16 protein-coding genes are annotated in these 14,291 nt (G+C 48.4%); all 16 read left to right on the top strand.

The features are described from left to right. Positions 1–27: 27 nt before the first annotated feature. A complete protein-coding gene (locus tag LACSTY_RS13595) occupies positions 28–756 on the top strand; it encodes an L-ribulose-5-phosphate 4-epimerase (RefSeq protein WP_049169337.1) in 729 nt (242 codons plus the stop codon). Between the two features lie 293 nt (positions 757–1,049). Further along, a complete protein-coding gene (locus tag LACSTY_RS13590) occupies positions 1,050–1,850 on the top strand; it encodes an SDR family oxidoreductase (RefSeq protein ID WP_087913033.1) in 801 nt (266 codons plus the stop codon). Positions 1,851–1,877: 27 nt separating this feature from the next. Continuing rightward, positions 1,878–3,746, top strand: coding sequence for an HTH domain-containing protein (locus LACSTY_RS13585; protein ID WP_087913032.1), 1,869 nt, complete (start codon positions 1,878–1,880; stop codon positions 3,744–3,746). A gap of 1 nt (position 3,747) precedes the next feature. Next, positions 3,748–4,263: a transcriptional regulator GutM gene (locus LACSTY_RS13580; protein ID WP_087913031.1), complete on the top strand. Its 516-nt coding sequence runs from the start codon at positions 3,748–3,750 to the stop codon at positions 4,261–4,263. Positions 4,264–4,267: 4 nt separating this feature from the next. Then, positions 4,268–4,825 carry a PTS glucitol/sorbitol transporter subunit IIC gene (gene srlA / locus LACSTY_RS13575; protein WP_047106950.1) on the top strand — a complete coding sequence of 186 codons (558 nt, stop codon included), beginning with the start codon at positions 4,268–4,270 and terminating at the stop codon, positions 4,823–4,825. 48 nt (positions 4,826–4,873) lie between these two features. Continuing rightward, positions 4,874–5,989 carry a PTS glucitol/sorbitol transporter subunit IIB gene (gene srlE / locus LACSTY_RS13570; RefSeq protein WP_087913030.1) on the top strand — a complete coding sequence of 372 codons (1,116 nt, stop codon included), beginning with the start codon at positions 4,874–4,876 and terminating at the stop codon, positions 5,987–5,989. Between the two features lie 25 nt (positions 5,990–6,014). Next, a complete protein-coding gene (locus LACSTY_RS13565; RefSeq protein ID WP_087913029.1) occupies positions 6,015–6,398 on the top strand; it encodes a PTS glucitol/sorbitol transporter subunit IIA in 384 nt (127 codons plus the stop codon). A 3-nt stretch (positions 6,399–6,401) separates the two neighbouring features. Beyond that, the gene (locus LACSTY_RS13560; protein WP_087913028.1) at positions 6,402–7,073 is read left to right on the top strand and encodes a transaldolase family protein; all 672 of its coding nucleotides are present in this window, start codon (positions 6,402–6,404) and stop codon (positions 7,071–7,073) included. Between the two features lie 517 nt (positions 7,074–7,590). Next, complete coding sequence (locus LACSTY_RS13555) at positions 7,591–9,429, top strand: BglG family transcription antiterminator (RefSeq protein ID WP_087913026.1); 1,839 nt, start codon at positions 7,591–7,593, stop codon at positions 9,427–9,429. Between the two features lie 7 nt (positions 9,430–9,436). Continuing rightward, positions 9,437–9,793, top strand: a complete 357-nt coding sequence (locus tag LACSTY_RS13550) for a transcriptional regulator (RefSeq protein ID WP_087913025.1) — start codon at positions 9,437–9,439, stop codon at positions 9,791–9,793. Between the two features lie 12 nt (positions 9,794–9,805). Beyond that, positions 9,806–10,165: an SFCGS family glycine-rich protein gene (locus tag LACSTY_RS13545; RefSeq protein WP_049169339.1), complete on the top strand. Its 360-nt coding sequence runs from the start codon at positions 9,806–9,808 to the stop codon at positions 10,163–10,165. 13 nt (positions 10,166–10,178) lie between these two features. Beyond that, positions 10,179–10,547 (top strand): DUF4312 family protein, encoded by a 369-nt coding sequence (locus LACSTY_RS13540; protein ID WP_087913024.1) that lies wholly within the window; start codon positions 10,179–10,181, stop codon positions 10,545–10,547. A 1-nt stretch (position 10,548) separates the two neighbouring features. Continuing rightward, entirely contained in the window at positions 10,549–11,328 is a 780-nt protein-coding gene (locus LACSTY_RS13535) for a DUF4311 domain-containing protein (RefSeq protein ID WP_049169341.1), read from the top strand. Between the two features lie 12 nt (positions 11,329–11,340). After that, complete coding sequence (locus LACSTY_RS13530; protein WP_049169342.1) at positions 11,341–12,030, top strand: DUF4310 family protein; 690 nt, start codon at positions 11,341–11,343, stop codon at positions 12,028–12,030. 33 nt (positions 12,031–12,063) lie between these two features. Next, a complete protein-coding gene (locus tag LACSTY_RS13525) occupies positions 12,064–13,185 on the top strand; it encodes an amidohydrolase/deacetylase family metallohydrolase (RefSeq protein WP_087913023.1) in 1,122 nt (373 codons plus the stop codon). Next, positions 13,182–14,282: a DgaE family pyridoxal phosphate-dependent ammonia lyase gene (locus LACSTY_RS13520; protein ID WP_087913022.1), complete on the top strand. Its 1,101-nt coding sequence runs from the start codon at positions 13,182–13,184 to the stop codon at positions 14,280–14,282. Before LACSTY_RS13525 ends, LACSTY_RS13520 begins: the two co-directional genes overlap by 4 nt. Positions 14,283–14,291 lie beyond the last annotated feature (9 nt).

The following is a 14,291-nucleotide window of genomic DNA, read 5'->3' as shown; positions in this document are numbered from 1 at the left end:
GAATTCATGACAAAGGAGGCAATCATCATGCTCGAACAATTAAAACAAGACGTTTATGAAGCCAATATGCAGCTGCCAAAATTGAATCTCGTCACCTTCACGTGGGGCAATGTTTCCGGTATTGATCGGGAACGCGGCTTATTCGTGATCAAACCGTCTGGCGTTGCTTATGAAGACTTAAAGCCGGCAGACATGGTCGTCGTTAACTTAGATGGCGAGGTAGTGGAAGGCGCGCTGAATCCATCAAGCGACACGCCCACCCACACGGTTTTATACAATGCTTTTCCGGATATTGGCGGCATTGTGCACACTCATTCGCCATGGGCCGTCGCCTTTGCCTCGGCGCATATGGACGTACCCAATCTTAATACCACAGCGGCGGACACTTTTTATGGGAATATCCCGGTTTCCGAAGCCTTGAGTCAGCAGGAAATCGAGGACGCCTACGAAGAGAATACTGGCAAAGTGATTGTGAAGACATTCCACGATCGCGGACTCGATTACAAGGCAGTGCCAGCAGTGCTGGTAAGCCAGCATGGACCATTCAGCTGGGGTGCGACGCCGGCCAAAGCAGTTTATAACGCAAAGGTCTTGGAAGTAGTCGCGGAGATTGATTATCACGCGCTGACACTGACGCACCACGACGCCCACTTGCCGCAATATTTATTGGACAAACACTATTATCGCAAGCACGGCGCCAATGCTTACTATGGACAGGATGGCGCGAAGTCGCAGGAGCATGCGGCGAAGGCATAGGTGGGTTAGTTAGTTTTATAAAAGTTAAAAGGAGAACCGGTCAAGATGGGGAATCACCCACTTTGGCCGGTTCTTTTTATTGGCGCAAAAGTGGTATGGTAAATGGCCTTAGTTGATGAATGGCGACTTCTAACAAGTTGAAAAACCTCTATACCAGTGTTCCTACATAACCTAACACACAATGCCACCTGCCATGGTGCACGATTTTTCATCCACAACGGAAAATCACTGGATTAAGCCGGGCCCAAGTAACCGCTACCATGAGTATCGAAAGATGAAAAGGAGCGATATTTATGACTGATTGGTTAGGCTTGGACGGTAAGACGGTTGTTGTGACAGGCGGTTCGTCAGGAATTGGCGCTGCCATTGTTGAGGAGCTGATTCACAACGGGGCTAACGTCGTCAATGGCGACCTTAAGGAAGGCGACTTCAAAGATCCGAAACTGACTTATGTTGCGACCGACGTGACTGACCCGGCTGAAGTTGAGAAGCTCGCAGCAACTGCCGAAAAGATCAACGGCGAGATTTGGGGCGTTGTCAATAATGCTGGCATTAATAAACCGCGGGTACTGGTTGATCCTAAAACGCCGCATGGCAAATACGAGTTGGATGTGCCGACATTCGAACAAATCTTCAGTGTCAATGTCAAAAGTGTATTTCTGGTCTCGCAGGCAGTGGTGCGGCGGATGATCAAGCAAGGCCATGGCGTGGTAGTGAACATGTCGTCTGAAGCAGGCTTGGAAGGTTCTGTTGGCCAAAGTGTTTATGCTGCCAGCAAAGGTGCGATTAACGGATTCACCCGTTCTTGGGCGAAAGAACTAGGTAAGTATCATATTCGCGTGGTTGGTGTTGCGCCGGGCATTATGGAGGCAACGGGGTTACGAACACCTAGCTATGAGGAAGCCTTGGCTTACACTCGGGACACGACAGTTGAAGCGATTCGGGCAGGTTATAGTTCCACTTCAACCACCCCACTTGGGCGTAGTGGCAAACTGAGTGAAGTAGCTGATTTGGTTAACTACTTCCTGTCTAATCGCGCCAGTTATATTACCGGTGTGACAACCAATGTGGCAGGTGGCAAATCCAGAGGGTAAGCATTTGTTAGGAGGAGGTCAACCTGATTGAATAGTTTGGATTATCGACTTTTGCGCTATCTTCTGGCAAATGGCACCTCCAGTTTAGATGAATTGGCTGAAAGCGAAAATGTTTCAACCCGAACGATGCAAAAATATATTCATGAACTAGGCGAGTCACTAGGAGACGCAGCGGAAATCCGCATCAACAAAAACGGTTATTTCTTGCATATTTTAAATTACCGCAAGTTTTCGCTGATTCAATCAGGCGTCTTCAAACAAAATATTGACAATAACGACAAGCAAAAGCGGCAGGCAGAAATCTTGTTTCGGCTGATTCAAGAGCGTGAGTTTGTACCGATGGACGACATTGCCGATCAACTAACGGTAAGCCGCGGAACCTTGTTAAAGGATTTAGCAGCATGTCGTGTGTGGTTGAAGCCTTATGATCTCAGTATTGAAAGTGCCACCAGTCGTGGGATCAAACTTCGGGTTGGGTCGACCGTTGATTTAACGATGCTGATTTATAATCGGTTGTTTGATTATGTGCAGGCGCGGTTGTTCAGTGACCAAACACTGGTGGCAGTCGTCATTGATCGTTTGAATGCAGCCAAAATCAAAACAAGTACGACTCAGATCTTTGAAAAGGTGATGCAAATTGTTGTGTTTCTCAAACAACATCATTATAAACTCAGCGGTATCAGTCGATACTATACGAACTTGATGGAAGCATCGCCGTTGTTCATTAACATTATTGAAGATATTGAAGATCGTTGTCACGTGACGTTTACTCAAGAAGAATACAATTTCCTGGCTTTTCCATTTAACCTTTATGCCAACAAATTGCTGTCATCAGAAAAGTTAAAGCAAAAAGTCGAGGCTAACAAAGTGATTTTCGATCAGGTTGCTGACGAGATCCGCAATTTGGTCGATGCCAAAATCGATTATGAGCAGTTTTATCAAGCAACCAAGTATCATCTAATCTTTTTGATTAATCGCGGCATTTTTCACATTTCCCCGTCTGATTATCTAACCAATAAAATGTTGCAACGGTTTCAGCTGGCGGCGGACATGGCGATGGTAATGATTGACAAGTTGGAAGAAATTCTAGGGATTCACATTGCTGATGTCGAGATTAATTATCTGACGGTTTACTTTGAAATGGCACTGCAGCATGCGGATAGTGTGTCGCCGGATCAGCCACAGGTCGGATTCTTTTCCAGCATGGGGCAAAGTGTTTTGCGTTATTTACAAAATCAACTGGATACGATGTTTGAATCCAAGGTGAGCATTCGCACTTTTCAGGATGAAGCGGATATTTTGACGCATCAGGATCAACTAATCATGGTTTTTACCGATCGGCCGCTGGCATTCCGGCTGAAGATTCCGGTGGTGATGATGGGCGATATTTTCCGCGATCGAGTGTTGGAAACTAAGGTGCGGGCTTCGGCGGTGCAACATGAAATTGATGCCGGGCGGATTATCTGGCGGGCGCAGACGTATGCGAATAAACCGAATCAATCTTATGAAGCTGTTTTACGGGCAACGTTGCAGGCTGATAGTGAAGCTGGCTTGGTCGACGCCGGGTTTATTGATCGCTTGATTCAACATGAATCCACAACGAAATTTGTGTTGGATAATGGTGCGGCCATTCCACATGCCATCGCTGACATTGATCAAAATCGCCTGTTTTTGCATCTGAGTGTGTTGACGCATGCGATGACGATTGGCGGGAAGTCTGTGAGTTATATTTTTGTGATCGGTATTCCCCGCGTGTTAGGTAAGAAGGCCTTGGAAGATTTATCGATGCTTTATGACTTACTCTTTTTGCTGGCAGTAAATGAAACTGCAATGGCAAATCTACGCAAGATTTCCGATAGCCACGATCCTTTAACCGTTGTGACGGAGGGCTTATAAAATGAATGTTTTGATACTTGGTATTTTCGTTGCCGCAGCATTTTTGTTGCAGGCTTTGATGGGTTATTTTCAAATTCGCAACTTTGCTCATAACTACCACGAGGTGCGCCAAGGCGGTCGTGTGTTGATCGGCAAAAATCCGCGGCGGTTTCGGCAAGGCAGCTTGATGTTAATCGGACTGGATCACGATGATCGGATTCAGGAAATTCGGATTATGAAGGGACTCACGGTTTTCAGTCGGTTTCGCGAGGTTGACCGGTTCGATGGCGAATCGGTTGCTGAGGTTGGTGCTGATTACGCGGCATTGCATAAGCTGAGTCGCACCGAACGGGAATGTTTTCTCAACGCGTATCGCAATTATGTGAATTACAAAACGAACAATCTCAGTTTTGAAGACTTTGACACGAGTCGCGTCAGCATGTTTTCGTTGCCGATTTTTAGCGAAATTAGCATGAAAATGAAAACGGTTCCGCAGACGCTGACGCATGTATTCAAGAAAGATAATTTAGGGGGATGACATCATGCAATATATTTCAGATTTTGCCGCTGGATTTATGAAGCTGTTTCAAACCGGCGGAAAGACGTTTATCAGCTGGATGACCAGCATTGTGCCAGTGGTTTTGCTGCTGTTGGTTCTGATGAATACAATTATTGCGTTCATTGGGGAAGCGCGTATCGAACGGTTTGCGCAAAAGGCTAGCCGTAATGTGTTGATGCGCTATCTGGTTTTACCGTTTTTAGCAGCATTTATGTTGGGTAATCCGATGTGCTTTACACTGGCTCGCTTCTTGCCAGAATATTACAAGCCAAGTTATTACGCGGCCCAAGCACAGTTTTGCCACACCAGCAATGGCGTCTTTCCCCACATCAATCCAGGTGAATTATTTGTTTGGTTGGGGATTGCGCAAGGCGTGCAGAAGCTTGGTCTAAATCAAATGGATCTTGCCATTCGCTACATGTTGGTCGGTATTGTTATGAACTTTATCGGCGGTTGGGTCACTGATTTCACAACAGCCTATGTATCTAAGCAAACCGGAATTACGCTCAGCAAGACGGTTGACTTGTCAACGAGAGCATAAACGTGGCAATTACAATAGCACTTTCAAATCAAGGAGGCTCTATGAATTATGGCCGAACAAAAATGGCATAGCATTCAAGTGGTCAAAGGATCAGGTGGTTATGGCGGTCCATTGACGATCACACCGACCGAACAGAAGCATAAATTTATCTATGTAACCGGTGGCAACCGCCCCGCCATCGTCGATAAGATTGCGGAATTAACCGGGATGGAGGCCGTAGACGGATTCAAAACGTCCATCCCTGAAGACGAAACAGCATTAGCAATCATTGACTGCGGCGGTACATTACGTTGCGGCATTTATCCAAAGAAAAATATTTTAACGATTAATGTTTTACCGACTGGAAAGTCCGGTCCGTTGGCAAAGTATATTGTGCCGAAATTGTATGTTTCAAACGTTGATGTCGATCAGATTACGGCATTGCCTGATGATGCTGTTCCTGATCAGTCCCTGAACGGCGTGCCGCTTGATCAACGCGGCGAAGCAGGTAAGCAACAGGAAGCCACTGCTGAATCAACCGCCGCACCTTCTTCGACGAATACCACGTCAGAAGCAAAGGCAGACGAAGCGGCCGCTGAAGCCCGCGAAGCCAAGTTTGATACCAACAAGACGATTACGGCGCAAATGAAAAAACCTAACTTAATCGCGCGAATCGGCATTGGCGCTGGGAAAGTAATCGCAACTTTTAACCAGGCTGCTAAAGACTCAGTTCAAACGATGTTGAATACCGTTATTCCATTCATGGCCTTTGTTGCCTTGTTAATTGGGATTATTCAAGGATCAGGTTTAGGTAACTGGTTTGCCAAATTAATGACGCCGTTAGCTGGCAATGTTTTTGGCCTGATTGCGATTGGCTTTATCTGCTCATTGCCATTCTTATCACCAATTCTTGGTCCCGGCGCGGTCATTGCCCAAGTTATCGGCACGCTTATCGGGGTCGAAATTGGTCGTGGCAACATTCAGCCACAGTATGCGCTGCCAGCCTTGTTTGCGATCAATACGCAGAACGCGGCGGACTTTATTCCGGTTGGATTAGGACTTGAAGAAGCGGATTCAAAAACGGTTGAAGTCGGGGTTGTTTCCGTTTTGTATTCGCGCTTCCTAAATGGTGTACCACGAGTTGTCGTTGCATGGCTAGCAAGTTTCGGGCTGTATGCAAAGTAAGCAGTACTTTTGAGAGGTGAGGATAGTGTCGTCAGTAGCAGAAAAAACAAAATATGAAACAAAGATTCTTGAGGTTGGTTCAGACGCGCGGGGGTTCAAAGATATTAACATGGCTATTCTTTTCGGTGATGAGGCGCCGGATGCGTTGCGCTCGTCTTGCTTCATCATTCAAGTCACCAAAATTCTGGAACCGATCCAGGCGGGGGACGTGATGGTATTTGGCGATCAGGCTTATACCATTACGGCAGTTGGTGATGAGGTGAATACAAATCTAGGCAACCTCGGCCACACAGCAGTGGTATTTGATGGCTCAACCACTCCTGAGCTTGCCGGGTCGCTTTATTTGGAATCCAAACCATATCCACAACTAGACGTGGGCACTGTCATCAAAATTATGAAGGGGGTCTAGGCCATGTTCATTGATACAGCCAATCTCGCACAAATTAAGGAAATGTTGGGATTTAACCAATTTGAGGGCGTTACCACAAATCCCAAGCTACTTCTAAAAGAAGGCAATCCACGATTTGAACAATTGACTCAGATTCGGGCGTTAAAACCGGGTGTTCTTTTTGTCCAGTTGGTAGGAGATACTGAAGCAGAATTACTGGCAGATTATCACGAATTACGCAAGCGTTTTCCAGACACTGACGACACGCGAATGGCGTTTAAGGTGCCATTATTTGAACCGGGATACAGAACGATTTCGACAATCCGCTCTGAAAAACCGGATGAGTGTCTATTAGGCACGGCCGTTTATTCCGTTCGCCAAGGTTTCATGGCATGCGTGGTTGACTGTGACTACATTGCGCCGTACGTGAACCGCATGGAGCAACTTGACATTGATCCATATCGCATGATTGCCGAGACTCACGCTTTTTACCAGAAGACCGACACGCACATTAAAATAATGGGTGCAAGTTTTAAAAATGCCTCACAGGTGATGGCGGCGATTAAAGCTGGCGCGGAAAACGTTACGATCAGCTATGATATTTTCCAACAGTTGATGACTAATGCTGCAGCAGATGATGCCATCAGGGTCTTCAATGAAGAAGGCCGGCAGCTGGATCAAAAAACGGGTGTCTGAAGTATAGACGGATGCGTTAAGAGAAAAAGGATTAAGCACCTGTAAAGCATAAGAAAGCGCCATGGAGTTCCGAGTAGTTCGGACTCCATGGCGCTTTTTGCGTGCCAGCATCAAGTCTAAATGGCCGAATCATATGGGAAAGCGAATGGCGTTATCATCTTTGATAAACCAAACATTAACAACTACTTGTTATTTTATAAAATTAAAGCAGAAATTTTGCACGAATTGAATGGTCGCATTGTGAAACCAACAAAGCTGCCAATTTTTAATGTTCCAAAACAAAGACAATTCCGCCAGCCTGTTATACGCCGGTTAAATGCCGTTTTATAAGCATCTTAATAATAAACTGCTGAACCATAATCAGACAGCCACTTTCATAAATGGAACAGACCAATCAATTTTTTGTTGACCCGATCACATATTCTTGCACGATTAATCGTGCAAACATTTCCTGTTGTTTCGTTTGAGAAAGCGCTTTACAGTAATGATAGACATTAACAGCAAAGGGGGTGAACAGATGACATTGAGTAGCCGGCAGCGACAACTTGTTTTGCAGTTGTTGAATGCCGAAGGGACGGTGACCGCTAAGCAATTAGCTGAATCGGCAGGGGTCAGCGTCCGGACCGTGAAGTATGATTTGGCCGATATTCGTGATTGGCTGGCGGCGAAGGGCTCGGCGTTAAAGAGTGCGCCGCGCAAAGGGATTTGGATTGAAGCCGGTGATGCTGCCAGAGCGGCCTTGCGTGAGAAAATCGACGAACAAATTGCCGATCATTATTTAGCACCAAATGAGCGCATCATCCGCATGATTTTGATTCTTGCGCAAACCGGTGATTACACGACCCAGCAACAGTTTCAAGCGCGGGTGAATGTCAGCCAGACAACCGTCAACAATGATCTTAAGAAGCTGGCGGTTTATCTGCAGCAGTTCAACGTGAAGCTGACCAGTAAAAACTACTATGGCTATAAGCTCAATGGCACTGAATTGGACATTCGCCGCTTGCTGGAACAGTTGATTACCCAGCAGCTGAATCGGAAGACGCTCATGGCGGAATTGGTTGATAGCCTGAGCACCAAAACCGAGCCGAAACGGGCAGTGATTTTAACCGGCGAGGCAACGTTTGACCACGCGTTTAATACGATTTTGAAAGAAGCCATTCGCTTGGGCAAAACGGAAGCACACATGCCGGATCCGAGCGAACTGATTGCGACGATCATTCGGTTGACGATCGGTGTGATTCGCCAAGGTTTTAATCAATTGGTGAATAGTTATCATCGCGTTGCTCAGTCCCAGGCCAAGCAAAACTTTACTGACAAGCTGATCATGAACACGCTAGCCTTTTATAATCTGCCGGCGCTGACAGATGATATCGCATATTACCTTGGCCAGCGTGATCACGACCAGCCGGCTGCTCAGGATCACAATCTGGTGGCGATGACGCATCGCATCATTTTGGCGGTTGGCGCGTTGGTTGATCATGATTTCAGTCATGACAGTCAGTTGCAGGAGAATTTGTACCTGCACCTGAGCCAGTCTTTAGGCAAGCACAGTCAGCTTCTGGAATATAGTCCATTCACGCAAGACATTAAGCAAGAATATCCGGGCTTGTTTGCGGCTATTGAAAAAACCGTCAATAAGGAATTGGCCAATGATCAAGCCGTGTTGAGCGAGGCGTTTGTTTCTTTCATTGCGTTGCATTTCATGGTCTCGCTGAATCGCGACAGTCAAATGCGAACGGTGCGGGTTGCTTACGTCTGTGCGACGGGCATCGGGATTACCAATCTGATTCAGCAACGAATCGCTTCGGCCATTCCAAACATTGAACTAGTCGGCTTTGCTTCCATTGACGATGCGCGGGCCTTGATCGCACGTGAACAACCGGAATTGGTCATCAGCGTTTTTCCACTCAAAAATGTGGATGTTCAGGTGATCGAAGTGCAACCATTGCCTAATGCCACCGACATTGCCGCGATTCGCCAGGCGGTCGCCAAAAAATTACAGGTACCGCTGGCACAAATCAAATCGCAGCATCCCGTCGTACCGATCAAACCGAAGCCCAATCTGGAACAGCAGACGCAGCAGACGATTTTGACCATGTTCAGCATCTATTCGGAACTCAAGCTGCAGTTGCCGACCAAAATTGATCCGTATTATGGGGATGCGTTCATGATGCACGTTTTTCTGGCGGTGCAACGCATCATGTTTAACAGACAGTATCAAGGCAAGCCGAATCATGATGATCCGAAGCTGGTCGGAACCGTCGAGCATGTCTTTTCGGATCATGGACTGGCGATTAATCGGGCTGAGGTGCATGCGATTCTGGAATATTTGAGCCTAAGTCACGCAACATCTTAGAAAGGGGATGACACCACTGGAAGCCAACGATGAATTACCGGAAGAAGTTCAAACGATGATCCAACAAAGCAATGATGCTCTGGCGGCGGAAGCGCTGGTTCGTTATGTCATTGGACTAGCGGCAGCCGCGGAGATTCGATTTACCGATGTTCAGCTACAGGTGCTCACGAATCACTTAATCGAAATGCTGAACCGTTCTCAGTCTGGTGAACAACTCCCAGCGGTCGATCCGCAAATGTTTGCCGATGTTTCCCAAAAGTCGCTTGACTTGGCGGATCAGGTTGTTCGGCACATCGGGCATTTGGCCGTCGCCGAGAAGTATATTTTATCGATTCATTTTGAAGCAGCACAGAACAAAATATAGGAGGATTCAACCATGGTTAAAGTTGTTATTGCAGATCGAATGGGTAAAGGTCAAAACGTTGCAAAAGGTGTCGAGGCCGCTGGCGGTACCGCTGTTGTCGTACCGGGCATGGGCGCCGATATGCGTTTGGGCCAGGTCATGGACAAAGAAAAAGCAGACATGGGCATCAGTTTCTGTGGTTCCGGTGGTGCCGGCGCCATCACCGCGCATACGCAATTTGGCTGGCCGGAACGTCACGGTATGCGTTCGATTCAAGAAGGCGTGACCGCAATTGAAGAAGGCACCAAGGTTCTTGGCTTCGGATTTATGGATCAGGAAGCATTGGGGAAGGCCTTGGTCGAGGCGTGGAACAAGAAGTATCCGGAAGCTTAGGGAGTGAGTAAAGATGACGGTCGTGAATGAAATCAAACGTCAGGTGGTCACCGTTTCCGGCAAAGGCGAAACCAAACAACAGGCATTTGCCGCCGCTTTTAGCAGCATTCAAAAGCAACTGGTTGGCAACGGAGATGAAGCCATTTTACGGATTATTCCGGAAAAAGTTGAGCCGCTTAAGTTAGTTAAATCCAGTTATACCGAGAAGTTCCTGTTCTTCTTTTTCAAGCGGACGCGAACGACTTATGCGGTTACGCTGGCCGTGACGGTTGCCGTGAGTGCGATTGATCTTGATGCTTTGACGTTTAAAGATGTCACGACGCCGTCACCGGATGCACTTTCATTGCCAAATTTGAAAAATATGTTGAAGGGTGTGAAATGAATTGCCAATATTAACAATCTTATTCCAGTCGATCATTATTGGTGGACTGGTAGGTTTTGCGGCAGGCGTTGGGGCAGCGCGGATGTTTACAGCACCGAAAACCCAAGCCTTGGGCGCATTCCGTACCTTGGGGGAAATGAATGCGGCAGAAGGCGATCCGGCTTCGCATTTTAGCTTCGGACTTGGGTTCTTCTTCAATGCTTGGGCATCAACGGTTGGTGCCGGCGCGTTTACCCAGGATATTACCCACCGTGTGATTCCGAACTGGGCAGCAGCAGGCTTGTTGATGAAGAATCGCAATGTCGAACAGACCATGCATAACCCGAAGAAAATGGGGATTGCCGGTGCCATTGTCGGCGCAGTGGTCGTGGTGTTCCTGAATGTCACTTCCAGCTCGATTCCGGAATCGTTGCAGGTAACGGCGGTTAAGGTGCTGGTACCGGCTGCCAATCAACTGATCAATCTGATCATGCCGATTCTTTTCTGGCTGGCTGCCATCGATGCCGGCCGCCGCTCCGGATTATTCGGCACCGTTTTTGGCGGATTGTCCGCAATGATCATGGGTAATGCGGTGCCCGGCGTGGTGCTGGGCATTTTAATCGGAAAAGGAGTCGACGAACTCGGCTGGACGCGGATTACGAAGTCCATTTTGGCCGCAGCGATTCTGCTGTTTGTCCTATCCGGCTTCTTCCGTGGCTTTGATCTTAACTTGTTGAAGTCCTTTAACCTAAATGCGCCAGGTTGGTTGTCGAATGTCCATCAAATGATAGGCGGAAAGTAGGGGTGTTGACGTATGGCGGATAAACAAACCACCGCAACTGCGGACGAAGAATTGAAGGCAGTTGCAAACGAACATGACTTTTGGCACGCAGACTGGGGCTTCGTTGTGATTGTCGCGTTGATGTCGGCAGGGGTCTTTGCCGGGACGTCCATGTATTTCAATTATGGTGTCGGTGCCTTCAACGAAGTCGCGATCGTGGCGATGTTGAAGGCTGGGATGACAGGCGGTTCTTACGGTGCCGCCGCGGCGTTTGGCGCCAGCTTCCTATTCGCTCGGATCTTGGAAGGCTCGCTGGTCGGGATTCTGGATCTCGGCGGCTCGATTCTGACCGGTGTCGGCATCGGGATTCCGGCCATCCTGCTTTCCGTTGGGGCCAAACCCTTGGTCGCCAACTTCGGGCTGGCGCTTTTAACCGGTGCCGTGCTGGGCATTATCATTGGGGTCATCATTTTCCTGGTTCGGAAATTTACCATTAATCAAAGTAATGCCACATTTGGCGCGGATGTCATGATGGGCGCCGGGAACCAAACCGGCCGTTTCCTCGGCCCGCTGATCATCCTGAGTGCGGTCACCGCCAGCATTCCGATCGGGATCGGCAGCACAATCGGCGCAGCACTCTTCTACGCATGGAAAAAGCCAATCCCAGGCGGTGCGATTATTGGCGCTATGATTATGGGATTCTTTTTTCCCGTTAAGCTTTAACAGAAAAAGTTTTAGAAAGGCAGGTCTTCACTTGTGTTTGATGTTTTAATCAAGAACGGCAAAACAGAACGCGAACAGCCGATTGAAGTCGGCATTAATGGCAATCGCATCGCGGCGATCGCACCGAAGCTCGAAGGTGCCAGCGGGCAAAAAGAAATTGACTTGCATGGCCAATCGTATGTCAGTGCAGGCTGGATTGACGATCATGTGCATTGTTATGAAAAATTGACCTTATATTATGACGATCCTGATGCTGATGGTTACAAGTCCGGCGTGACAACCGTTATTGACGCCGGTTCGACCGGTGCGGACAATATTCGCGATTTTTACAACATTACCCGCGACAAAAAGACCAACGTTTACGCTTTGATTAATATCGGGCGGACCGGCATTTTAGCGCAAGACGAATTAGGCGATATGGAGAAGGTCAGCAAAGAAGCCTTGTTTGACGCAGTGGTTGATCTGCCTGATTTTATCGTCGGGATCAAGGCGCGGGAAAGCCATTCGGTGGTGATTGACAACGACATCAAACCGTTGCTGGCGGCGCGGTCGTACGCGGCACTGCTCGGGCATTTGCCGATTATGGTGCATGTGGGTGCCAATCCGCCAGAGCTCAAGGACATTTTGCAGGCGATGGGCGCAGGCGACGTCTTAACCCATGCGTACAATGGCAAACCGAACGGGATGATTGACGAAAATGGCGAGATCAAGGATTTCGTTTATGATGCCTACGATCGCGGCGTGGTCTTCGATGTTGGTCACGGAACCGATTCGTTTAATTTTAAAACCATGAAAATCGCCCGCGATCATGGGCTGGATCCGAAGTCGCTGAGCACCGACATTTATCACCGCAATCGGGAAAATGGGCCGGTTTATGACATGGCAACCACAATGGAGAAAATGCTTCAAGTTGGCTACACCTTGCCGGAAGTGATTCGGATGGTCACGTTTGCGCCGGCTGATACTTTCCACCTGTTGAACAAAGGACGCCTGCGTCCGGGTAAAGACGCCGACATTACCATTTACAATGTCACGACGGGTGATAAAGTATTAACGGATTCTAATGGCAATACGGAAACCGGCCATCAATTGATCACCCCGATCTGCACCATTGTTGGCGGGACGGTATACGACTTGGAGGCACAGCGAGCATGACAGACTATTACAGCACTTATGATTTAAAACACGTGATTAACGCCAGTGGCAAAATGACCATTCTGGGCGTTTCCAAAGTTCCGGAACCCGCGATTCAGGCACAGCAATTTGGCGACACCCACTTTTTTGAAATGAAGGATCTGACCGACAAAACCGGTGCCTTCATTGCCAAAAAGTTGGGGACAGAAGGCGCACTGGTGGTGAATTCGGCGTCTGCGGGGATTGCGGAAGCGGTGGCCGGGATCATCGGCCAAGGTAGCAAATATCACGCTTACCATCCGTTTTCACCGCGCTACACCAAGCGCGAGATCATTCTGCCAAAAGGTCAAAATGTGGACTATGGCACGCCGGAAGAAGTTATGATCGAACTCGGTGGTGGCCAGGTGGTTGAAGCCGGCTATGCCAACATGTGCACGCCGGAACACGTTGAGATGATGATCAATGAGAACACCGCAGCTATTTTCTACGTGAAGAGCCATCATGCCGTGCAGAAGAGCATGTTGACGATTCAAGAGGCGCTGGAAGTGGCGCATAAGCATGAGCTGCCGTTAATTCTTGACGCTGCGGCGGAAGAGGATCTGAAGAAGTACGTCGACATGGGCGTTGATGTGGTGCTGTTCTCCGGTGCCAAGGCGATTGAAGGCCCCGCTTCCGGTCTCGTCTTCGGCAAGGAGCCGTACATCAGCTGGACCAAGTTGCAGGGCCTGGGCATCGGCCGCGCGATGAAGATCGGCAAGGAAAATATTCTCGGCTTCACCACCGCGCTCGTTCAGTATCTTGACAACGGCCCGGAATCCGGCGAAGCGATGAAAGCCCGGCTGCACCCATTCGTGGCAGCGCTTAATGACGTGCCGCATCTGAACGTTAAGGAAGTGCAAGACGGAGCCGGGCGGCCAATTTTCCGCGCTGCCGTGACTGTCGAAGCTTCCAGCCCGAAAGACGCCAAGCAAGTGACCGCCGAACTCAAAGCCGGTAATCCGGCAATTTACACCCGCGAATATCGCGCCAACGAAGGCATCATCGAGTTCGACATCCGCGCCGTTGATCAAGCCGAAATGGACCTGATTGTTCATCGCCTCAAAGAAATTCTCGCTTAGAAAGGATCG

Source organism: Lacticaseibacillus styriensis (assembly GCF_030770295.1).
In the GTDB taxonomy this organism is placed as follows: Bacteria; Bacillota; Bacilli; order Lactobacillales; family Lactobacillaceae; genus Lacticaseibacillus; species Lacticaseibacillus casei.
Note: the sequence above shows the minus strand (reverse complement) of the source record. Positions and strands in the feature narration are given on the sequence as shown.